Below are 21,838 nucleotides of genomic sequence, written 5' to 3'. Positions count from 1 at the left end.
CATGCATAATAAAAACATGATAGCGCCGGTGATGAGTCACGCCACGTCGGCAAGCGATGTCGCGACGCCGGTAAAATACAGCGGACGCAAGGCGATTGCCGCTGCGTCCATCGGTAACGCGCTGGAGTGGTACGACTTCTCGGTGTACGCCTTTTTTGCGGTGTACATCGCGCAGAACTTTTTCCAGCAACATGACGCCGGAGCACAGCTGTTCGAAGCGTTCCTGGCCTTTGGCATCGGCTTTGTGATTCGCCCCATCGGCGCGCTGGTGATCGGCGCCTACGGCGATCGCGTCGGGCGCAAGGCGGCGCTGATGCTGACGATCCTGAGCATGGCGGCGGGCACGGCGATCATCGCCTTCGCCCCGCCGTACAGTGCCATCGGTATCGGTGCGCCGTTGTTGATCTTGTGTGGCAGGGTGCTGCAAGGTTTTTCCGCCGGCGGTGAAGTGGGTGGCGCGGCGGCGTTTCTGATCGAGCATGCACCGCCGCAGAAGAAGGGCCAATACGCCTCCTGGCTGCAAGCGAGCATGGGCATTTCCAATGTGCTCGGGGCGTTGGTTGCAACGGCGGTGACGCTCACGTTGACCGCGGAGCAGGTCGGCGATTGGGGCTGGCGCATTCCGTTCATCATCGGTTTGTCCATCGCGCCGATTGGCCTGTGGATGCGCCGCACATTGCACGAAACCCCGGTGTTCGCCGCCGAGCAGGCACGCCGCGAACAGCAACCGAGCACGCCGCTCGCACCGTTGTTGCAACTGTTCAAAACCCAGCAGCGCGCGTTGATTCAAGGCACCGGTTTGTCGGTGTTGTGGGCGATCAGTGTCTACTCGTTGATCATCTATATGCCGATCTACGTGCAGCGGGTGATGCACTTTGAAAGCCATCAAGCGTTTCTGGCGGCGCTGATTGGCAACGGCGCCATGGTGCTGGCGTGCGTTACCGCGGGCACCTGGTCCGATCGCGTCGGGACTTATCGCATTCTGGCGAGCGGTGCGGGGTTGTTGCTGGCCGGCAGCTATCCGCTGCTGGTATTGCTGGACAACGTCCACACCACGGCGATGTTGATTCTGGTGCAGACGCTGTTCTGCATTCTGATTTCACTCTTCGTCGGCGTTGCGCCCAAGGCCCTGGCGGACCTGTTTCCCACTGAGGTTCGCGCCAGTGGCATGTCGGTGTCCTACAACTTGGCAGTGACGGTCTTCGGTGGCTTCGCACCGGCCATCCTGACCTGGCTGTCAGATAACACCGACAGCCGTTTTGCACCGGCTTGGTACGTGATGATCGCCAGCGTCGTCGCCCTGCTGACCTTGTGCTCCATGGCCCGCAACCCCACGCCGGCCCCTCCCGAGTAACCCCTGCGCTCGACCCGCGGCACTGCTTGCAATCTCATGTCACTGACCTGCTTTCAGATCAGCCCCCATCCTTTTATTACATCAAAGGTTCATCATGCTAAACAGGCTTGCATTAGTGTTCGTTTCTGTTGTCAGTGTGGGATTCAGCCCGTTCACCCTGGCCACTGTACTGGATGGCTATTCCATCACGCCCCGAATCATCGCCCAAGTGGCTGACGGTGAACCGGTAAGCGTGGCGCCGGCCGCGTTGAAACGGGTCGAGCAGGGCCATCAGGTGTTGATCGAAGCCGCCCAACACGGCCAGAAAATCTACGGCCTGACCGTTGGCGTCGGTCTGAACAAGGATCGCTCGATGGTCGACATCCACGGGCGCTTGAGCCAGGACGTTATCGACGCCTCGCGCCAGTTCAACATCGGCCTGTTGCATGCCCATTCCGGAGGCACGGGTGAGCCGCTGACACCGCGGGTGGTACGGGCCGCGATGGTGGCCCGACTCAATAACTTGCTGACCGGCAGCGCCGGGGTGGCACCGTCGATCATTGATGCGTATGTGGCATTTCTGAACAAGGGGATTACCCCCTATATCCCGGCCCATGGTTCAGTTGGCGAGGGCGATATCACCGTGCTCAGCCACGTCGGCCTGGCAATGTTGGGCGAGGGTGAGGTGTTCTATCAGAACAAGAAAATCCCGGCCCGGCAGGCACTGGAACGCAGTGGTACCAAGGCCATCGTGCCGTATGCCAAGGATGCCCTGTCGATTCTGAGTTCCAACGCCTACTCCGCTGCCGACGCGGCACTGGCGCTCAATGAACTCGGGCATCTGTTGCCGATCAACACCCTGACCTTCACCTTGAGCCTGCAGGGACTCAACGGTAATGTCTCGCCGTTTCTGGAGAATACCCTGGCGCTCAGGCCATACCCCGAGGTCCGGGAAATGGGCGCGCAACTGCGCGGCTTGCTGCAAGGGTCGAGCCTGTGGGAACACGATGACCAGCGCCCATTGCAGGATCCGCTCAGCTTCCGTTCCGGGGTCTATTTGTTGGCCGAGTTGCAGCGCAGTTATCAGCTCGCCACTGAGCAGTTGACGATTCAACTCAACAGCTCCGATGACAACCCCGGCATCGCCCTGGACGTCAACGCGCCGAGCCAACGTGCCCAGGAAGCCTACGGTTATGTCGACAGCAATGGCGTCAAAGGCGCGGTGCTACCCAGTGCCAACTTCGAACCGCTGCCCTGGGTGCTGGCCTTTGAGCAGTTGAGCCTGGCACTGGCCCATAACTCATTGGCCAATGTGCAGCAGATCATCAAGCTGAACAACCCGAGTATCACTGGCTTGAGCCGTTTTCTGGGCACTGACAAGACCGTCCATGCCTTCGGCGCCATGGAAAAACCGGCGGCGCAGTTGGCCATGCAGAACAAGATCCTGGCAATGCCGGTGTCACTGGATTACTTCCCGGTGGCGGGGGATATCGAAGATATCGCGACCAACGCGCCGATGGTGGTAGAGCGCCTTCAACAGCAGATCGACAACAGCTATGAACTGTTGAGTGTGGTGTTGGTGCACGATGCCCAGGCCATTGACCTGAGAAAGAACAGCGGCAAAAGCTTCATCCTTGCTCCCAAAACGGCGGGACTCTACGAGGCACTGCGCAAGAAGGTGGCCTTCATGGACACCGATCGCAGCATGACCCCGGACTTCCAGGCGGCGGAGTCGGTGCTGCAGGCCTACGACGCTCGTTAAATGAATGACGTGCTGGGTATTGCGGGTGCTGCGGGCGGACGACGCTTAAGTCTTCCGCTCTCCCGTGGGATCAGGGCGGGGTGTTGGGCGCATGCATGCGGATGAACAAATATCACGGCATGCCATTGCGCCCATGCAGCAAGAATCCCGGGCGTTGGCTCAGGCGTTCAAAGTAAGCCTGTACCGCAGGCAGCTCGGTACGTTCCATCGGCGTCATGTACCACCGATTCGCGGACAGTCCCAGCACCACGTCGGCAAGCGTGAAGCTCGATCCCGTCGCATAGGCGCCGGTTTTTGCGAGCTGCGTGTCGAGTATCTGCATGTGCCGGTTCCAGTTGGCAATGCTTGCCGTAAGAGCCTGCGGATCGGCATGTGCGGGGCTCTGGCGGACCAGGGCCATAAAGGCATAGCGCCACGCGTTGTTCAGCTCCGTGGCCTGCCAGTCCATCCATTGCTCGACGCGCGCTCGGTCCTTGGGCGCTGTCGGCAGAAGATCGCTTCGGCCATGCTGGCTGGCAAGATACCGGCAGATGGTATTGGACTCCCACAAAGTGGACGTTCCATCCTGGATCACAGGGACCATGGCGTTGGGATTCAGTGCCAGAAACTCCGGCGCTTCAGTGGACCTGAAGCCCGCGCCCCATTGTTCGTGTTCATAGCTCAATTCCATTTCGGCACACAGCCAGAGTACCTTGCGCACATTGATGGACGAGGATTTTCCGAAAATCTTAAGCATGGAAGTCATCTTTCTAAATTGGCGCCCATGAGCAGCTGGAAGCCATTGCGTGGGCTCGGTGCAAAGTTGCGGGCGTCATGGTTGTGGTGCTCCGAGTGGAGAGATTCTCAAATCTCCACTTCGCCCTCCAGGTAGAAGACACACGTACCTTCCAGTTGGACGCGATCGCCGACCAAGCGGCAAATGATCTCGCCACCGCGCCGCGAGGCCTGGAAGGCGCGAAACGCGGTCTTGCCCAGTCGTTTGGCCCAATAAGGCGTCAGCATGCAGTGCGCGCCTCCGGTTACGGGATCTTCCGGGATGCCCTTGGCGGGGGCGAAATAGCGGCTGACGAAGTCGTAAGTGCCGTCCCCAGGTGCGGTTACGATCACTCCACCTCGGTTCATCCGGGCGATCGCCGCGATGTCGGGGGCCAGCTCACGCACGAGCTGGGCACTCTCCAGCAATGCCAGGTAGTTGAAGGCATCGGCGAAAACCTCGACAGGAACAATGCCCAACGCTTCGGCCAATCCGGGCGGCGCTGGCACCGGCTCGGAGGGCCGGGCCGGAAAGTCCATGACGTATCCCGTGTCTGTTCGCTCCACCGTCAGGGGGCCGCTTGCCGAGTGAAAGACCACCTTGCGGCGCCCGGGTTCCAAGCGCTCCATGACCACCGCTGCGCTGGCCAGGGTGGCGTGGCCGCAAAGCGGTACTTCGGTGGTGGGTGTGAACCAACGCAGGCGATAGTCACGCCCGTCGGCGACCAGAAAGGCAGTTTCGGCCAGGTTGTTTTCGGCGGCAATGGCCTGCAGCGTTGCGTCGTCCGGGAAGTGATCCATAGGCATTACCGCAGCGGGATTACCGGCAAATCGGCGAGCGGTGAAGGCGTCAATCTGGAATAGGGGAGTGCGCATGGAGGTGATCCTGGGAAAGGCCATTTTTAATTCAGGACTTGAAATTTATGTGCAATTATTGAGTTTGTTAATATCCATTTTAAAATTGGACTGGTTAAAAACACCTTATGGCGATACCCACAGCCCTGGTTGACTTTGGTTTTCAGCCCGATCCGACGGCCACTCAGCCGATCTATATGCAGTTGACTGTCGCCCTCTCGGACGCGATCCGGGCGGGGCGCATCGCCGTCGGGGTTCGACTGCCGTCCGAGCGTTTTTGCGCCGAGTATCTGGGCGTCAGCCGCACCACCGTCACAAGCGCCTACCAGGAGTTGATGGCCATGGGCTTGGTGCGCGGCTATGTCGGGCGCGGCACTGTGGTGATTACCGACGATCCCGATCGAGCATCCGCCGATGCCATTGCCTGGCCGCAGCTCGCCTCACGGTTCGCCCGCTTGGGTCGAGAAGTCCGCGTAGCCACAGGCTCCGGCTTCATCTCGCTCGGCGACGGCTGGTTGCACCCCAGCCTTATACCGAGCGCCGCCCTCGCGGTTTGCACGAGCAGAGTCGTGCAAGCCCCGGAAGTCTTGACCAAGACGGCACCCATCCTCGGGTTGGCGCCTCTGCGCGAGGCGTTAATCGGCATCTTGCGCGCGAATGGAGTGAAGGCCACCGCCCACGAGATTCTCGTCACCGGTGGTGCCCTGCAGGGCCTCAATGTCATCGCCCGCGCCTTGCTCTCGCCAGGCGACATAGTGGTCAGCGAAAGTCCCTCTTGGCCCGGCGCCTTTCAGGCGTTTCGAGCCGTTGGCGCCGAAGTGGTGGGGGTCGCCATGGATCGCGAGGGGATTGACCCCGCGGCCCTGGAGGATGTTCTGATTCGCCAGCGCCCCAAGTTTGTTTATCTGATCCCCTCCTTCCAATGCCCAACGGGCCGGTTGATGAGCTTGGAGCGCCGCCACCGTATCCTGGACATCTGCACCCGCTTGCGCACACCGATTGTGGAGAGCCATGTCTACGGCGATATTGCCTTTGGCGAAACACTGCCGACCCTGAAGAGCCTCGACACCGCCGGAATCGTGATTCATCAGGGCAGCGTTTCCAAGACCGTCAGTGCGGCTTTGCGGCTTGGCTGGCTGGTCGCCCCTCTGGCCGCCCTGGAACTTCTGTCATCGGCCAAGGCCAGCCTCGACCTCTCGACACCGACCTTGGCCCAGGCCGTTCTGGCTGATTTCTTTCAAAGCGGCGCTTACGCCCGTCACCTGCCGCCATTTCGCGCGGCGCTTCAGGCGCGCCGTGACACTCTGATTAGCGCACTCGCCGTTCATTGTCCGGAACTGCGCTGTGTCACGCCGCAAGGCGGGCTCTACCTTTGGGCGTATCTGCCAAAGCCCATCCAGGCACATGAGGTTGAGGCCGCCGCTGCCGCCGAGGGCGTATCAATACGTGGTGGTGGGGCATTCTTGCCCGATGGAGGCGCATCAAACCATCTCAGGTTGTGCTACGCGGCCCCCGCTCTGAATGAGATAGTCCTCGGCGCCCAGCGCCTTGGCAACGCTATACGGACCGTGCTGCAGCGACACAAGGACTCGGCCACGCAGCCGTCTGTGATCGCCTCGGTATAGTGGATCAACGACGGGGCAATGGATTTCGTTGAGGTGCTCGGAGGCCGTGGCTGCGCGCTGCATGAGCGTGCTCGGCTTGCGCTTCGCTCACGGTGCTGAGCGGCATGGCGACTCTGGTGGCGGGTCTTGGAAAGCGCTCGGCAAGTGGCTCTGTTCGGCCTGCCGCAGCAGCCATGTGCAGAACAGGTCGAGTTTCTTGCTCTGCTCCGGGCTGCGCTTGGCAATATAGGTGTAGCGGCTTTGGTGAAAGCCGAATGGCGCGAGTAAACGGCCAAGACGAATGTCGTCGGCCACCAGGTGCCAGGGGGCGACGCAAATGCCCAGGCCGGAAATCGCCGCCTCCAGGGTAAAATAATAGTGTTCGAACTCCACTCCGCCCGGCACGACCGCCGGATAGCCGATTGCATCACTCCAACTGGTCCAGGCGTCCGGGCGAGTTTTTGTGTGCAGTAGCGGGTGCCGGAAAATGGCGTTCAACTCGGTTAGTTGAATACGCGCGGCTAGCGTGGGTGACAGCACGACGCCCAATCGTTCAGGAAACAGCAGCAGGGTATTTTCCTGACCGTCAGCAACCCCTTGCTCAGCACTGATCATCACGTCATAGCGGTCTCGGCCCGGATCGCTGGCCTGGGCTGAGGAGCTCAAGCGAATCTTGATCTCAGGGTACTTCGCATTGAAGTCGAAAAGACGGGGAATCAACCATTTGAGCGTAAACGTGCTGAAGCAGGACACGTCCAGAATACCCGTCGCGGTATCACTGATTCTGCCGACGGCGGCCTCGATCTGATCCAGCGCGGCGGTCAAATCGGGCAGCAGCTCTTTCCCGGCGGCGGTGAGCCGCGGTTTGTTTTTGGCACCCTCGAACAGTTCCACTCCAAGGCTCAGCTCTAACTGGCGTACCTGGCGACTCACGGCTCCGGGTGTGACAGACAGCTCTTCGGCGGCGGACGTCATTTTTCCCAGTCGGGCGGCAGCCTCGAAAGAGCGGAGTGCATTCAGTGGTGGGAGGCGACGTTTCATAAAGTGACTTTAACTCAAATTGAAAGAGCGCATAAATCGATTTCCAGGCCCGTTCCGGTTTTGCAGAATCAGTCGGTTCCTGCCCGTCTGGCTGCCGTTCAAGGGTCGCCAGGAGGATAGGCGTATCTCCTGAATCAATTGAGAAAATATCCCATGCCCTTCGTTAGAACATCGGTCATCAGCGGCACCAGCCAGCAGCAACGTCAACACATCGTCGATGGCATACACCAAGCGCTGGTAGAGAGCATTGGTATGCCCCAGGATGAGCTGTTCAACCTGGTTGTGGATTATGATCCGCAACAGTTTTTTTACAGCCGTAGTTTTAATGGCATTGCGCGTTCAGACCATCTGATCGTGATTGAAATTACGATGCGCAGAGGTCGCAGTGACGCGATGAAGCGCGCGCTCTACCAAAAAATTGCGCACAACCTCGCTGCTCAGGCACAGGTTCGCCCGCAAGACATTTTCATCTTCATGCATGAGAATGACTATTCGGATTGGTCGGTGGGCTTGGGCAAATTTGCCATGGCGCTGGAGCAACAAGTCGGTGATGCTTCCAGCGTGTAGCGGCCAGGTGTTGCCCCTGATCAATCCACCAAACAACTGTTGGTTAACGCAATCGAGTGATTCAAACCTTGATCGAACGACGCCAATTCAGTGGAGGGATGAAGGGGAAAAACCTCCGCTATCTGAATGAAAGCCCCGGCCAGCCTGGACAAATGACCCGGACAGGCTTTCTGCTGCTCGAGCATTTTTCCCTGCCGGCGTTTACCCAGGCACTGGATACGCTGGTCACGGCGAATCTGCTGCGGCCCGGGTTGTTCTCTTCGCGAACCTTCGGCCTGGATGACGGGGAGGTCATCAGCGATCTGGGCCTGGTCATTCGACCCGATGCCCGTATCGATATTTCCGCCATTCAGAACCTGGACCTGCTGGTCATTTGCGGCGGCTACCGGACAGAACTGAAGGTCGATGATGAGCTCAGCAGCCTGCTGAGGGCCGCGTCAGATCAGGGTGTCAGTCTGGCCGGCTTGTGGAATGGCGCCTGGTTCCTGGGGTGCGCGGGCTTGCTGGATGGCTACCGTTGTGCGATTCACCCCGAACATCGTCCGGCCCTGGCGGAAATCTCCAAGGCGACGCAGGTCACCAGTGAGGCCTATGTCATCGATCGGGACCGGCTCACCGCGTCCAGCCCCTCGGGGGCTTTCCATATGGCGTTGGACTGGATCAAGGGTTTGCACGATAAAGCCCTGGTCGAGGGTATCGAGGACATCCTGGCTTTCGAGGAGTCGCGCTACCGGCGCATCAAACCGGCTGAAAATGTCTGTGTGAGCGCGCCACTACGGGAAGTGGTCAAGTTGATGGATACCAACCTCGAAGAACCGCTTGAACTGGAGCAACTGGCCGCCTACGCCGGCCGTTCCCGGCGACAGCTCGAACGTTTGTTCAAGGAGCAACTGGGCACCACGCCGCAACGCTATTACATGGAATTGCGTATCACCGAGGCGCGTCGGCTGCTGCAGCACACCGAGTTGTCCCAGGTCGATGTGCTGGTGGCCTGTGGTTTTGTATCGCCGAGCCATTTCAGCAAATGCTACAGCTCGTATTTCGGCTACCGACCGTCCAAGGAAAAGCGTCTGGTTAAATAAAGTTTTTCTCGAGTCGCCGCACCGGGTTGGCTTGAGCGGATTTACCTTGCCGCGCCGAGTAGGAGAGGGCGCGGCTCATGCGTTATGCTTTGCCCGTACCCAGTAGTGCTCTGCTCAACATAGTGTGGAACGGGAATTCTAGAAGATGGAACGTGTCACGGATAAAGAGTTCAATGCGGCATTGCCGGTGATGCAAAAGCTGCTTTGGGCGGACCCACAGGACAGGGCGCGACTGCAAGCGCATGGCCTTAATGTCACCCCTGCCAATTTTTACGCCAGCACGCCATCGCTTTCCGAGATAGCCAGTTCCTACGAATACACTGAGTCAGAGCCGCCTTATTTGAATTGCGGCCTGTTCGACCCGGAACGGCTGCGGGCGGAGCTCAGCGAGCTTATTCCGTATGCGATCGATTTTACGCCCACGGAAGTCGGTGATAAGGAAACCTGCACTTCCTACTTTTGGAAAAACGGCCAGTTTACTTGCAGTGATGCGGTGGCGTATTACGCCTATATCAGGCGTATCCGCCCCAAGAGCATTGTTGAAATCGGCAGCGGCTTCTCATCGCTGATTGCCGTGGAGGCCCTGCGCAAGAACGGGACGGGGACACTGCATTGCATTGAACCCTTTCCAAGGCCGTTCATCACGGCCCTGGGCAACGAAGGGGCGCTTGAGCTGCAAACGTTGCGTGCTCAGGATCTGACCGTCGAAATGCTGAATGCCACGCTGGAAGATGGCGATATCCTGTTTATCGATTCCACCCACACGGTAAAAACCGGTAGCGATTGCCTGCATATTTACCTGCGTCTGCTGCCGAAAATCACCAAGAAGATATTTGTCCATGTGCATGATGTTTTTCTGCCCTTCGGTCTTCCGACGACATGGCTGATCGATCATCAGATCTACTGGACGGAACAGTACCTTCTGCTGGCGCTGATGATTGATAACCCGCGGACAAAACTGCTGTTTGGCAGTGCCTATCACAAGCATTTCAATGATGATCTGCTGAGCGCACTCATGCATGGTCGATTTGAAAGTCGCGGGGCCAGTTTCTGGTTTGAGTTTGATGGCCGAAGCAATGCCTAGGCTCTTCGGGCTTTGCCCTTTGCTGTAAGCCAGCCAGCACCCGCGCGTCACCCTGGGCGTGCCGGTCCTTTCCCCGCGGCGCGCTCCAGGCGGCCCTCACCAGGGCCGTCGAAGTCACTTCAAATACGAGCGCAGCGCCGACACCACGTCATCCACATCCTCGCGACGCTGGGCTGGCGTGACATCGTCCGCGCCCAGATGCTCGCGGATATGACCTTCCAGCACCTCGGCCATCAAACCGTTGATCGCCCCGCGGATCGCCGCGATCTGTTGCAGCACGGCGGTGCACTCGACCTCCATATTCAAAGCGTTTTCCAGCGCTTCGGCCTGGCCCTTGATACGCCTGACGCGGGTCAGCAGGCGCTTTTTATCCTTGATGGTATGCGGCATTAAATTGTCTCATTCTGTGTTATCTATACTGGGGTATAGTATATTTTGAGCGTGTCATCAGGACTGTAGCCCAATGTCTTCACTCAATGCTACTCATCAGAACTGCTATTCGAGAATCCATCAACGATGGAAATCCCCTGGCGGAGTCCAACACCCGGAGCGCCATGATCCTGACCGCCATCATGATGGTCGCCAAGAGCTTCGGTGGTGGGTACTACAATAATAAGCCTGGTGACGCAATTAACGGCCACGCCTGACGACTTCAAGGCACAATTGGCCATTCACGAAGAGCGGGTGCATGTCACGGTCGAGCTTTATCAAACGGCCTGATGGAGGGTCGCCCTGAGTAATGCTCGAACAAGTGGCGGTATAGTGCAGATAATCCGTGCTTTCACTTTGCATGACTTCGTTGGGGCTGCCCTTGGGGGCAGTCAATCCTCAAACGTTGTATTTCGCCCATGCTTGACTTATTCTGAGTAAGCAATGCATGGAGCGAGATTTCAGCGACTTGATGTTGATGGCAATGGAGGCCGTGACGCATGTTCAAAGTCAGACGTAATATAGGGATTTTATTATTTCTCTATATTGTTGGGGTCAGTGGTTATATTTATTATCTTCACGCTCAGGCCCAAGCTATCCTGACGCAGAGTATCAATGACAAACTTCTGCATGCCGCCTTGGGCGCTTCGGCTATTCTGGGGGATCGATATCATGATCATTTGGTCGACAGGAATTCGAAGTCCGAGGCAGAAGACTTAAGTACGATTCGCAAACTTTCCAGGTTTAACGAGTCCATGGGGACGGCGTTCGTTTATACCGTGGTGAAGCGGGGTGGGGACGCCATCCTTGTGAGTTCCAGTGCCTCGGCCAAGGAAGTCCAGGAGAACACCTTCGTACGCTTTTTCGACCCCTATCCGGATGCCAGCCAGGCCTTGCTTGATAGCTTCGAGCGGAGCACGCCGAGCTGGATCGACTACACGGACCACTGGGGTGATTTCCGTGCGGTCTTTGTTCCCTTGACGTCACAGGATGGCACCGTTTATGTGGCCGGTGCAGAAATTACGCTGGCGGACTATTACCGGCAACTCAATCAAGATTCCCTGCAGCATATCGTGCTTGCCATTCTGGTCTTTCTCGCCTTCAGCCTTTTGATTGTCATCGATGCCATACGCCTGCGAACTCATCTTCGGCAACTGCAAGTCAACGAGCAGGTGTTGAAACAGGCAAAAAGCGCCGCTGAAGAGGCGGATCGCATGAAAAGCCAATTTTTGGCCACGATGAGCCATGAAATTCGGACACCCATGTACGGCGTCATCGGCGCGACCGATCTGCTGGCCGCGACGTCCTTGAATCCAGAGCAAAGTGACCTGCTGACCACTATTCATAGCAGTGGCAAGACCCTGTTGTCGCTGATTGACGATATTCTTGATCTCGCCAAGATCGAGTCAGGAAAACTGGACCTGAGGCCTCGTGTGTTCGAGTTGCGTACGTTGATTGCTTCCAGCGTTGAAATGGTTCGGCAAAATATTCAGGACAAACCCATTACGCTTGACGTCACGGTGCAGCCGAATGTGCCCTTACTGGTTAAAACCGACGCTGATCGCCTGCGTCAGGTATTGATCAACTTGCTGGGCAATGCGATCAAGTTCACTGAAACAGGGGAGGTGTCGCTGACCGTAACCTTTGGCGACGATAGCGCTCAATCCCGACTCTGCTTTTCGGTCCGTGATACCGGTATCGGCATTCCGCTGGAGCGGCAAGGCAGTCTGTTCAAGCCCTTTACTCAGTTTGAAGGATCGACCAATCAGCGCTTTACCGGGAGCGGGCTCGGTCTGTCCATCTGCAAGAACCTGATCGAAGCCCAGGGTGGGGTCTTGTCCTTCAGTAGTCAGTTGGGTGTCGGCTCGACGTTTTCCTTTTCGCTGGCGAACGAACCTTTCTCTGACTCGGAAATAGCCTTTGCAGTCGATCGTCCAGTGGTGGTTTTCGATTCGTCGTTTGCCCGACATTACCCGCTGGATATCCTGCTGGTTGAGAACCATCCGTTGAATCAGAAGGTGGCCATGGCCATGCTGCAGACGTTGGGTTATACGCCCGATCTGGCGTCAGACGGTCTCGAGGCGCTCGAGCTGTGCATGACATCGACTCCAGATGTCATCCTGATGGATATCAACATGCCGGGTATGGACGGCCTGGAGGCCATTCGCAGCATACGTGGGCTGCCACTGGGCGACAGGTGTTACATCGTGGCTTTTACCGCGAGTGCCTTTTCGAACGAAATAGAGCGTTTCAGGGGCGCTGGGGCCAATGATATTTTGACCAAGCCGGCGAGCTTCCTGGGCTTTTGCGAAGTGCTACGCCGTTCGGCGGACTACCGGAAGCAGTTCCATACCCGTGCCCCGGTAGCCGAATAATCTCTCGTCAAAACCAGATCAGGGCACAAACGCCAGCACGGACGCGGGGGAGCCGGATCCGTCTTTGAGCCTCAGGATACCAATGACCAGCGTTGTACCTTTGGCGGGCAACTGGTCCAGATTGGTCAGGCACTCGAGGATGATTCCACTTTTCGCCAAAACCAGGCTGTTGGTGGCAAATACCGTGTCCTGGCCTGGATCGGCCCCGTGGGTGTCGATACCTACCCCCGCGACCTGGCGCTCCTCGACCAGCAGTTTTGCCGTGGCGGCGCCGACTCCGGGGAAGTGAAGGCCGCCTTTGTCATCTTCATTGAAAAAGCGCTTGGAGTCGTTCCACAGGGCTTGCCACCCGGTATGGAAGAGCACCACGGAACCCTGGGCGATGCGACCATGATCGTGTTCCCAGTTCTTGATGTCTTGAGGACTGATCACATAGTCGGGATTGGCCTTTGCTTGCGCCCGGACATCGATCACCACGGCCGGCCGTACCAGCGACTCCGGCTTGTAGGCATCAATCCCGATGCCGTCGGGATGAAAGCTGTTGGGGGCATTCATATGGGTTGCGCTGTGTTCCCCCATGCTGAAACTGCGCAAGTAGTAACCGTCTTTTTCCTGTGAGGCCACTACATTGAAGGCGACGGGAGGATCGTGCGGCCACAATGGTATGGACGGGGTAATGACGTGGCTGAGGTCAATGACTTTTTGAAACTGGATACTCTGCATTCCCTTGACTCCCTTCTCCTCGGCGAAGCTGTAGTTGATACCGGCCGCCAGCCATGCCGTCAGCAGTCCGACAGATATCCGCCTGAGCCGCACCTTGTGTTGTTTTGATAGTTCCATGACGTTACCTACTCCTTTGGCAGACCAGGGTGCTTTTGCCCATGGTGCCGGCGGAGTCTATCCATTCTTTGTGCCATGACGCCAAACAGATTCGCGGGACTAGGGTGTGGGGGCAAGGCGAGTGTGAGCCAGCAAACACTCCACCAGCGCATCGAAGGTCGCCCTGCAACGGGGGCTGGTGCGCAGGTCCTCGTGCATGGTCACCCAGGTTTCCAGCTGGAACGTGAACGGCTCCGGCAGCAGCCGCAACAGTGCTGGCGTGCGGATCGCCAGCGCCCGCTGGCAGATGCCGATGCCACAGCCGGCGCGGATCATCGCCAGTTGCGCCAGGGTGCTGTCGGTGCGCAGCGTGAAGGCATCACGGTTCCAGTTGGGCAGCTGTTTGCTGGCGGCGCGGATGAAGGGGGTGGTGGCATCGAAGCCGATCAGCGCATGGCGCGACAAGTCGGCCATTGCGCTGGGCGTGCCGTGTCGTTGCAAGTAATCCGTGTGTGCGTAAAGCCCCAGTTCCACTTGGCCGACACGTCGGGCGATCAGTTGATCCTGTTTCGGTACGGTCATGCGCACCGCAATGTCGGCCTCCCGTTGCAGCAGGTCATGCACCTTGTCGGTGGCCAGCAGCTCGATTTTGAGTTGCGGATGCTCCTGGCGCAGTAACGCCAACGTGGGCGGCAGGACCTCGACAGCGATGACTTCACTGGCGGATATCCGCACCGTGCCGTTCACCGCCTGGCCCTGGCCGGTGGCGGCGCGTTCCAGCGCGGCGGCGGTGTGCTGCATGGCTTCGGCATAGCCGCGCAACGCCAGGGCGGTTTCGGTGGGCAGCAAACCGGTTTGCGAACGGGTGAACAGCGGTTGCTTGAACGACGCTTCCAGCGCGGCGATATGCCGGCCCACGGTGGGCTGGGCAATTCCCAGCGCCCGTGCGGCGCCCGAGAGCGAGCCCTCCGTCAGTACGGCAAGCAAGGTTCGGTACAGTTCCCAACTCATGGTTTTGTCCATGCATAAATGTATGGCGGATAGCTTGTGCTATGCAATTTATTTCCTGGAAGGGCAGGGCCAGACTCTGCCCATCGTTACCTTCCTGGAGAATCGACATGGCAGCACTGAGCAACAAGGTTTTGGTATTGGGCGCCGGCGGCGGCATCGGTGGCGAAGTGGCGCGGCAACTGCGCGATGGCGGCTGGCAGGTGCAGGCGCTCAAGCGTGGCTTGGCGACGGCGGCTGAACAGCGCGACGGCATCCAGTGGTTACGTGGTGATGCCCTCAACCGTGCCGACGTGGTGCGGGCGGCGCAGGGTTGTAGCGTGATCGTGCATGCGGTCAACCCACCGGGTTATCGGCATTGGGCCGAGCAGGTGCTGCCGATGATCGACAATACGATTGCGGCGGCGCGTATTGCCGGCGCTACCGTTGTGTTGCCGGGTACGGTCTACAACTACGGCCCGGATGCCTTTGCCGCGTTGGACGAACAGGCGGCGCAGCGTCCGGTGACGCGCAAGGGGCGTATTCGCGTCGAGCTTGAGCGGCACTTGCAGGACGCGGCGCAGGACGGTGTTCGGACGATTGTGCTGCGGTCGGGCGATTTTTTCGGGCCGCGGGCCGGCAGCAGCTGGCTTTCCATGGGGATGATCAAACCGGGGCGGGCGGTGAAAGTGATCAATCTGCCGGGTGATCCGGGTGTCGGTCATCAGTGGGCCTATCTGCCGGATGTGGCGCGGACCATGGTCGAATTGTTGGCGCAGCGGGAGACCTTGGCGCCTTTCGCGACCTTTCATATGGCTGGACATTGGGACGCCGACGGCACTCAGATGGCGGCCGCGATCAACCGCGTGGTCGAACGCACGGGCGGCCAGGCGAAACTGCGGCGTTTTCCCTGGTGGCTGGTGGTATTGGTCTCACCGTTTGTGACCACCTTTCGCGAGATGCTGGAGATGCGCTACCTGTGGCGTAAGCCGGTGCGCATGAACAATGCCCATCTGTTGAGCGTATTGGGGACGGAGCCGCATACACCGCTGGACCAGGCAATGGAAGCGACGCTGAAGGGCGTGGGCTGTTTGTAAGGGGGAATGAATGGAACCGGCGTCACAGCGCTGACAATTTTTCGACGGGAGTCTGCTGTTCACGAGCAATAAAAATTTACTCCCGGCGAAAGAAATGCGAAAAGCTTCTCAGCCTTTTCCATGGATTCGGATCCCCTCATGCCTCGATCAAAGTTGTTCACCAAGCTGTTTGTCGTGTTGTTTGTCGGCGCCGGGCTTTGGTACATGTGGATGATTGCCAGCGCCAAGCTGGAGTGGGGCGGGAGCAGCCCGGACAAGCAGCAGATCGGTGCCGTGCAGGACACCCGGCAGCGCGCGATGACCCAGTACTGCACCGGCGTGGTGGTGACCCCGCGGGGCACTTGGCTGGTGGGGCGTCTGGAGGGGGACGCGAAACAACTGCAACCCACCGCCGACGTGGTGGACCTGGATGCCGTGCTTCATGGCAAGCCGGTCGAGGATAAGGATCAGGCGCCGGAAGACGCGGGCGCCTTCTCCGGCTTTCTCTCCCCCCGGGACAAGGAAACCTCCTTTATTTCGCGTTTGGACGCTCAAGGCCAGTTTCAAATGGTGGCCCATGTTGGCGACGCCGCCTGTCTGGTGGCCAGCCCGGATGGGGCCAGTGTTTTCCTGCTGACGGGGCTTAACCGACCTGAAGCCGCTACCGCGAGCAGCGATGACATCAGCCAGACCGTGGTCTTTCGCAGCGACGACCAGGGCAAGCACTGGAGCTGGTTGGCCAAAGGTCTGTTTCCCAAGGCCAACCAACTGGCCTGGAACCTGAAGCCCTACTTTCATGGACAGGATGAAGTCTGGGCCTGGGGAACCCCGAGCGGAACCGACAACGAGAGCGGTGAAGACCAGCCGGGGGCCATCTCCACCGGCGTGTTTTATTCCGCTGATCGCGGCGTGAGCAGCACCCCGATAGTCGCCGCCGAGTCGCTGTTGGTGTCGACCGAGTATGCCCAGGGCAAGCGGCCTGACATTGTCCAATGGCGTGACTCCGGTACCTATGGAGAAATCCAGACCTATGTCACCCAGCTGGATGCACAACGGGCGTTTATCTGGGTTTCGCAACGCTTCTGGGGGCGCGATCCCGACGCTGAAAGCGCCAGCCTGGCGATCAACATCACCACCCGGGCACCGTTGCAGCGCAAGGCGGGGCAGTGGCAGGTCGGGGCGGTGCAGCGCGAGGAAGGTCTGTTTATCGATGCCTTGGTGGAGAACGGCGCCGGGCGCGTGATGGGCCTGATCGACCAGGGCGAGCACGGCGAAGACGTGGTCGCCGAACTGGATACCGTCAAGCTGGCGTGGCAGCCCACGGGTGAGTTACCCAGTGTGTTTTCGCCGTTGGCGTCGAACAGCCAGTTACGCGAAGGGAATTTCTGGATGGGGCAGAACAGCCTGCTGATCAACACCACAAGCGAACACCGGCCGCCACGTTGGCTCTACTGGTGGTCGGACGCGCGCATCTCCGCTGACGGAGTGTTCTACTCCAAGGACTGGGGGCGCTCCTGGCAACGGCTGGCGGTTGACGGTTACCTGGGCATTCTCGGCTTTCAAGGCGCGCAGGACCGGGTGATCTGGGCCAAGGGCAATTGGTACAACAGCAATGACGGCGGGATTTATTCCTATGGGTTGCGGTGAGGGTTGGGTTGTCTTGTGGTTGGTTTGCAAGACGGATCGCTTTCCCTTGAGTGAAATTTCCTAGAAACTTCTACCCTGTTGCTCCTGGCAGAACCGGTGGCTAGTCTGCATCTTGTCACCGTAAAAAACGGTGATACAGGCCAGCGGCGGAAAGGCCTACCTGAGTGAACACGGCAGTGGTTTCGCCCGCCGTTGGCGTGAGTCGGCCTTCGTGCCGATCATGACTCCGAGCCTGGTGCAATTGCGCGCCGAGCTGCAACGCCAGGCCCGGGAAACGGCGGCATGAGCGGGCCTGTGCTGGAGGCCCGGCAGCCGCGGGTATTGTTCCTCGACGAGCCCTTCGGCGCGCTGGACGAAGTGACCCGCGCCGACATGCAACAACTGCTGCTTAAGGTGATCGCCGAGCACAACACGGCGGCGGTGTGTTGATCACCCATGACATCGATGAAGCCCTGCTGCCGTCCGAGCGGATTCTGCTACTGGGTCACAACCCGGCGCGGACCCTCGACGAGTGGCGTATCGACTTGCCTCAGCCACGTGCCGAGCTGGTGGAGGAACTGTGCGTCCTGCGTATCGACTTCCAGCCGTATCCGTTCCCCAGCTACACCGAGGAACTGGCCAAGCGCCTGAAGAGCACCCTGATCGAGGGCGACAAGGGTTTCCTCGCTGGCCTCGATCCGCAGCAGACTGCCCGCCGCCTGGCCTATTCGGAACTGATGGCCATGGTGCTGTTGATCGGCGTGCTGGGTTTTATGCTCGATGCCCTGGCGCGAGGCCTGCATCGGCGTTGGGCGCATGCCTGAGGCTATCTGCTCAATTTATAGGGAATTTACATTACTGTAACAATTTGAAATGTATAATCTCGCGCTGAACCACTTCCTCACGTTCCAACCGCCACCCCCAGGAGATTCGAACTTGGACCCTGCCCATTCTCGGTGGGCCACGTAGCGGGATTTACAAAGGGATACCGCTGGTGCGCGGCCGTCGCCCCGGTATCCAGTCTGTAGCGTTCAGTACGTGGCCTTGCCCCGACGATTTTCCAACCACTTCTTCAGAATGTGCTGTGCTTAGACTGCCGGCGCCGTGCCGCTTCGTGCGTTTGTACCCTGAAGTTCGTGGGCCTGTATTTCAGAACGCTGCTGGAATCATTGACGATGAATAAAGTATTACGCCATTACATCCCGGCAAGTACCCGGCGCTTGCTGCCCAATCGTTGGGACTTGATCGCGCTGCCGCTGGTGGTGGGCTTCCTGCTGTTTTTCTCGATCGGCGCACGGGAAACCTGGGCACCGATTTCGACCCTGCAGACCCAGGTGATCTCCCTCGATCCGGCCAACCTGCCGGAATATGCGATACGCACCACCCTGCGGATGCTCGCGGCGATGGTCGCGGCGTTGATCTTCACCTTTCTCTACGGGACCCTGGCGGCCAAGAGCAAGCGTGCCGAGAAGCTGCTGGTGCCGGTACTGGATATCCTCCAGTCGGTGCCGGTGCTGGGCTATATCTCGTTCACTGTGACCTTCTTTCTCCTGCTGTTTCCCGGCCGGGTGCTGGGCGCCGAGTGCGCGGCGATCTTCGCGATCTTCACCAGCCAGGCCTGGAACATGACGTTCAGCTTCTACCAGTCGCTGCGCATGCTGCCGCGGGACCTGACGGAAGTCTCCGAGAGCCTGCAATTGTCCGGCTGGCAGAAGTTCTGGAAGCTCGACGTGCCGTTCGCCATGCCCGGGCTGATCTGGAACATGATGATGAGCATGTCCGGCGGCTGGTTCTTCGTGGTGGCGTCGGAGGCGATTACCGTCGGCGACAAGACCATCACCCTGCCGGGTATCGGTTCCTATCTGGCCACTGCTATCGAACAGCGGGACCTCACCGCCGTGGGTTATGTGATCCTGGCGATGGTGGTGGTGATCCTGGTCTACGATCAATTCCTGTTCCGCCCGCTGGTGGCCTGGGCGGACAAGTTCCGCATGGAAGACACCGCGGCCCAGGGCGGGGCGCCGGAATCCTGGGTGCTGAACCTGATCCAGCGGACCCGGGTGATCCAGCGCCTGATCCGGCCGCTGTCGCGCGCGGTTACGCGTATCGGTCATCTGCGTCTGAGCCTGCCCCGGGTCAAGTCTCGGGTGAGTGCCCCGAGCCCATCGACTTCGCGGGTGATCGACTGGGTCTGGGGCTTGTTTATCGGTTTGCTCGCGGCCTATGCGCTGTATCACATCTTTATCTATGTCAGCAGCGAAGTGACCCTCGCCGATGTCGGCGAGGTGATCGGCCTGGGCGCGATCACGCTGGTCCGGGTGACCTTGCTGATCGCCGTGGCTTCGGTGATCTGGGTGCCGTTGGGGGTGATGATCGGCCTGCGTCCGCACCTGGCCGAGAAGATCCAGCCGTTGGCACAGTTCCTCGCGGCGTTTCCGGCGAACCTGCTGTTCCCGGTGTTCGTCATCGTGATCCTGCACTACAACCTGAACCCGGATATCTGGCTGAGCCCGCTGATCGTGCTCGGTACCCAGTGGTACATCCTGTTCAACGTGATTGCCGGGGCCAGTGCCTTCCCCAACGACTTCCGCGAAGCCGCCGCCAACTTCCATATCCGTGGCTGGCAGTGGTGGCGCAAGGTCATGTTGCCGGGGATTTTCCCGTACTACGTGACCGGTGCGATCACCGCCTCCGGTGGTGCATGGAACGCCAGTATCGTTTCCGAGTTTGTTTCCTGGGGCCAGGACAAGGTGGCGGCCCATGGCCTGGGGGCTTATATCGCCCAGACCACGGCGGCCGGCGACTTTCCGAAAATCACCCTGGGCGTAGTGGTCATGTCGGTTTTCGTGGTGGCCTTCAACCGTTTGCTCTGGCGGCCGATGTACGCCATCGCCGAAAACAAACTTCGTCTGAATTAATTCCGAGCCGCTCTTATGAATAGTCATATCGAATACACCAGCAGCGCCCGTGAAATCTACTCGCTCACCAACGTGAGCAAGGGCTTTGGCAATGGCAAGGATGAGCGTCAGGTCCTCAGCGAAGTCGACCTGCACCTGCACGAAGGCGAAGTGGTCGGGCTGCTGGGGCGCTCGGGCTCCGGCAAGTCGACCTTGCTGCGGATCATTGCCGGCCTGATCCAGCCGACCTCCGGCGAAGTGCTCTACAACGGCGAAAGCCTGGACGGGCCGGCCAAGGGCGTGGCGATGGTGTTCCAGACCTTCGCCCTGTTTCCCTGGCTGACCGTGCTGGAAAACGTCGAGGCCGGCCTGCAGGCCTTGCAGGTCGAGCCCAAGGAAGCGCGTAAGCGGGCGTTGGCGGCGATTGACCTGATCGGCCTCGACGGTTTTGAAAACGCCTACCCGCGCGAACTCTCCGGCGGCATGCGCCAGCGCGTGGGTTTTGCCCGCGGCCTGGTGGTCAACCCGACCCTGCTGCTGATGGACGAGCCGTTTTCAGCCCTCGACGTACTCACCGCGGAAAACCTGCGCACCGACTTGCTGGAGCTGTGGAGCGGCGGGCAACTGCCGATCAAGTCGATCCTGATCGTGACCCACAACATCGAGGAAGCGGTGCTGATGTGCGACCGCATCCTGGTGTTGTCGTCCAACCCCGGGCGTGTGGTGGCGCAGATCAAGGTGCCGTTCGCCCACCCGCGCAACCGCCTGGACCCGATCTTCCGCAAGATGGTCGACGATATCTACGCGCTGATGACCAACCGTCGCAGTGCCGATGAGCGCACTGGCAAGGCCGAGTTGCAACTGGGCAGCCGCCTGCCGGAAGTGCCGACCAACCTGATGGCCGGTCTGATCGAAGCCCTGGCGGCCGAGCCGTATCATGGACATGCCGGTTTGCCGAACGTGGCCGAGCGTTTGCTGCTGGAGGTCGATGACCTGTTTCCGGTGGCCGAGATGCTCGAGCACCTGGGTTTTGCCGAACTGCGCGGGGCCGATATCAAGCTCACCGACTCGGGCAAGCGTTTCGCCGAGGACGGTACCCAGGAGCGCAAGGTGATGTTTGCCGAGCACCTGTTGCGCACCGTGCCCCTGGCGGCGCGGATTCGCCAGGTGTTGCAGGAGCGTAATGGGCACTGGGCGCCGCGGGTGCGTTTCGAGCAGGAGCTGGAAGACTCCCTCAGCGAAGACTTCGTCGAGCAGACCCTGGAAAGCGTGATCAGTTGGGGCCGTTACGCCGAGATCTTCTCCTACAACGACACCACCGAAACCTTCAGCCTGGAAGACGTGGAAGGCGAGATCTGACACAAACCTTGTAGGAGCTGGCTTGCCAGCGATGAGGCCCTGGAGCCTTGCGCCGTCCATTCGGACGCCATCGCCGGCAAGCCGGCTCCCACCATTTTCGGCTCGCTCCAATAATATCGCCATGCGCCCCCCTTGTAGGAGCTGGCTTGCCAGCGATGAGGCCCTGGAGCCTTGCGCCGTCCATTCGGA

At 59.5% G+C, this 21,838-nt stretch carries 17 protein-coding genes and 4 pseudogenes; 15 read left to right on the top strand and 6 right to left on the bottom strand.

Annotation, left to right across the window (positions count from 1 at the left end; genetic code table 11):
- The first annotated feature begins 1 nt into the window (after position 1).
- Both AC07T0_RS24550 and AC07T0_RS24545 read left to right on the top strand, forming a co-directional pair.
- Complete coding sequence (locus AC07T0_RS24550) at positions 2 to 1,354, top strand: MFS transporter (RefSeq protein ID WP_495003620.1); 1,353 nt, start codon at positions 2 to 4, stop codon at positions 1,352 to 1,354.
- Positions 1,355 to 1,469: 115 nt separating this feature from the next.
- Positions 1,470 to 3,095 (top strand): HAL/PAL/TAL family ammonia-lyase, encoded by a 1,626-nt coding sequence (locus AC07T0_RS24545; RefSeq protein WP_495003619.1) that lies wholly within the window; start codon positions 1,470 to 1,472, stop codon positions 3,093 to 3,095.
- A 112-nt stretch (positions 3,096 to 3,207) separates the two neighbouring features.
- Here the strand turns inward: AC07T0_RS24545 and AC07T0_RS24540 are convergent, their stop codons facing one another.
- The gene (locus AC07T0_RS24540; RefSeq protein WP_495003618.1) at positions 3,208 to 3,831 is read right to left on the bottom strand and encodes a glutathione S-transferase family protein; all 624 of its coding nucleotides are present in this window, start codon (positions 3,829 to 3,831) and stop codon (positions 3,208 to 3,210) included.
- A gap of 107 nt (positions 3,832 to 3,938) precedes the next feature.
- Positions 3,939 to 4,724 (bottom strand): PhzF family phenazine biosynthesis protein, encoded by a 786-nt coding sequence (locus AC07T0_RS24535; protein ID WP_495003617.1) that lies wholly within the window; start codon positions 4,722 to 4,724, stop codon positions 3,939 to 3,941.
- Between the two features lie 107 nt (positions 4,725 to 4,831).
- Here AC07T0_RS24535 and AC07T0_RS24530 point away from each other — a divergent pair, with 107 nt between their 5' ends.
- Complete coding sequence (locus AC07T0_RS24530) at positions 4,832 to 6,328, top strand: aminotransferase-like domain-containing protein (protein ID WP_495003616.1); 1,497 nt, start codon at positions 4,832 to 4,834, stop codon at positions 6,326 to 6,328.
- An 87-nt stretch (positions 6,329 to 6,415) separates the two neighbouring features.
- Here AC07T0_RS24530 and AC07T0_RS24525 read toward each other — a convergent pair whose 3' ends face one another.
- Entirely contained in the window at positions 6,416 to 7,348 is a 933-nt protein-coding gene (locus tag AC07T0_RS24525) for a LysR substrate-binding domain-containing protein (RefSeq protein WP_495003615.1), read from the bottom strand.
- Positions 7,349 to 7,501: 153 nt separating this feature from the next.
- Between AC07T0_RS24525 and AC07T0_RS24520 the strand changes: the two genes are divergently transcribed.
- From AC07T0_RS24520 to AC07T0_RS24510, 3 genes are all read left to right on the top strand, one after another.
- A complete protein-coding gene (locus tag AC07T0_RS24520) occupies positions 7,502 to 7,915 on the top strand; it encodes a tautomerase family protein (protein ID WP_495003614.1) in 414 nt (137 codons plus the stop codon).
- Positions 7,916 to 7,983: 68 nt separating this feature from the next.
- On the top strand, positions 7,984 to 8,997 hold the full coding sequence (locus AC07T0_RS24515) for a GlxA family transcriptional regulator (RefSeq protein WP_495003613.1): 1,014 nt from the start codon (positions 7,984 to 7,986) through the stop codon (positions 8,995 to 8,997).
- 145 nt (positions 8,998 to 9,142) lie between these two features.
- On the top strand, positions 9,143 to 10,081 hold the full coding sequence (locus AC07T0_RS24510) for a class I SAM-dependent methyltransferase (protein ID WP_495003612.1): 939 nt from the start codon (positions 9,143 to 9,145) through the stop codon (positions 10,079 to 10,081).
- A gap of 114 nt (positions 10,082 to 10,195) precedes the next feature.
- On the opposite strand, the gene AC07T0_RS24505 is transcribed toward AC07T0_RS24510, so the two are convergent.
- A complete protein-coding gene (locus tag AC07T0_RS24505) occupies positions 10,196 to 10,471 on the bottom strand; it encodes a metal/formaldehyde-sensitive transcriptional repressor (protein WP_495003611.1) in 276 nt (91 codons plus the stop codon).
- Positions 10,472 to 11,010: 539 nt separating this feature from the next.
- On the opposite strand from AC07T0_RS24505, the gene AC07T0_RS24500 reads away from it, so the two are divergent.
- On the top strand, positions 11,011 to 12,885 hold the full coding sequence (locus AC07T0_RS24500; protein WP_495003610.1) for an ATP-binding protein: 1,875 nt from the start codon (positions 11,011 to 11,013) through the stop codon (positions 12,883 to 12,885).
- Between the two features lie 18 nt (positions 12,886 to 12,903).
- Here AC07T0_RS24500 and AC07T0_RS24495 read toward each other — a convergent pair whose 3' ends face one another.
- Entirely contained in the window at positions 12,904 to 13,725 is an 822-nt protein-coding gene (locus AC07T0_RS24495; protein ID WP_495003609.1) for a cyclase family protein, read from the bottom strand.
- A 99-nt stretch (positions 13,726 to 13,824) separates the two neighbouring features.
- Complete coding sequence (locus AC07T0_RS24490; RefSeq protein WP_495003608.1) at positions 13,825 to 14,727, bottom strand: LysR family transcriptional regulator; 903 nt, start codon at positions 14,725 to 14,727, stop codon at positions 13,825 to 13,827.
- Positions 14,728 to 14,822: 95 nt separating this feature from the next.
- Between AC07T0_RS24490 and AC07T0_RS24485 the strand changes: the two genes are divergently transcribed.
- From AC07T0_RS24485 to AC07T0_RS24450, 8 genes and pseudogenes are all read left to right on the top strand, one after another.
- Positions 14,823 to 15,788 (top strand): NAD-dependent epimerase/dehydratase family protein, encoded by a 966-nt coding sequence (locus AC07T0_RS24485; RefSeq protein WP_495003607.1) that lies wholly within the window; start codon positions 14,823 to 14,825, stop codon positions 15,786 to 15,788.
- A gap of 138 nt (positions 15,789 to 15,926) precedes the next feature.
- Positions 15,927 to 17,414, top strand: coding sequence for a hypothetical protein (locus AC07T0_RS24480; RefSeq protein WP_495003606.1), 1,488 nt, complete (start codon positions 15,927 to 15,929; stop codon positions 17,412 to 17,414).
- Positions 17,415 to 17,547: 133 nt separating this feature from the next.
- A pseudogene (locus tag AC07T0_RS24475) lies at positions 17,548 to 17,700 on the top strand (acyl-CoA dehydrogenase family protein); the annotation flags it as partial.
- A gap of 14 nt (positions 17,701 to 17,714) precedes the next feature.
- Positions 17,715 to 17,992, top strand: a pseudogene (locus tag AC07T0_RS24470) (ABC transporter ATP-binding protein); the annotation flags it as partial.
- A pseudogene (locus AC07T0_RS24465) lies at positions 17,984 to 18,115 on the top strand (ABC transporter substrate-binding protein); the annotation flags it as partial. The pseudogenes AC07T0_RS24470 and AC07T0_RS24465, both read left to right, overlap by 9 nt.
- Positions 18,101 to 18,217 (top strand): annotated as a pseudogene (locus AC07T0_RS24460) (ABC transporter permease); the annotation flags it as partial. The pseudogenes AC07T0_RS24465 and AC07T0_RS24460, both read left to right, overlap by 15 nt.
- 351 nt (positions 18,218 to 18,568) lie before the next feature.
- Entirely contained in the window at positions 18,569 to 20,311 is a 1,743-nt protein-coding gene (locus tag AC07T0_RS24455; protein ID WP_495003605.1) for an ABC transporter permease, read from the top strand.
- 15 nt (positions 20,312 to 20,326) lie between these two features.
- Positions 20,327 to 21,649: an ABC transporter ATP-binding protein gene (locus tag AC07T0_RS24450; protein WP_495003604.1), complete on the top strand. Its 1,323-nt coding sequence runs from the start codon at positions 20,327 to 20,329 to the stop codon at positions 21,647 to 21,649.
- Positions 21,650 to 21,838 lie beyond the last annotated feature (189 nt).

The sequence above is a fragment of the Pseudomonas sp. GW821-FHT04D07 genome (assembly GCF_059420225.1).
The sequence above is the reverse complement of the archived record's forward strand: the minus strand, read 5'-3'. Positions and strand labels throughout refer to the sequence as shown.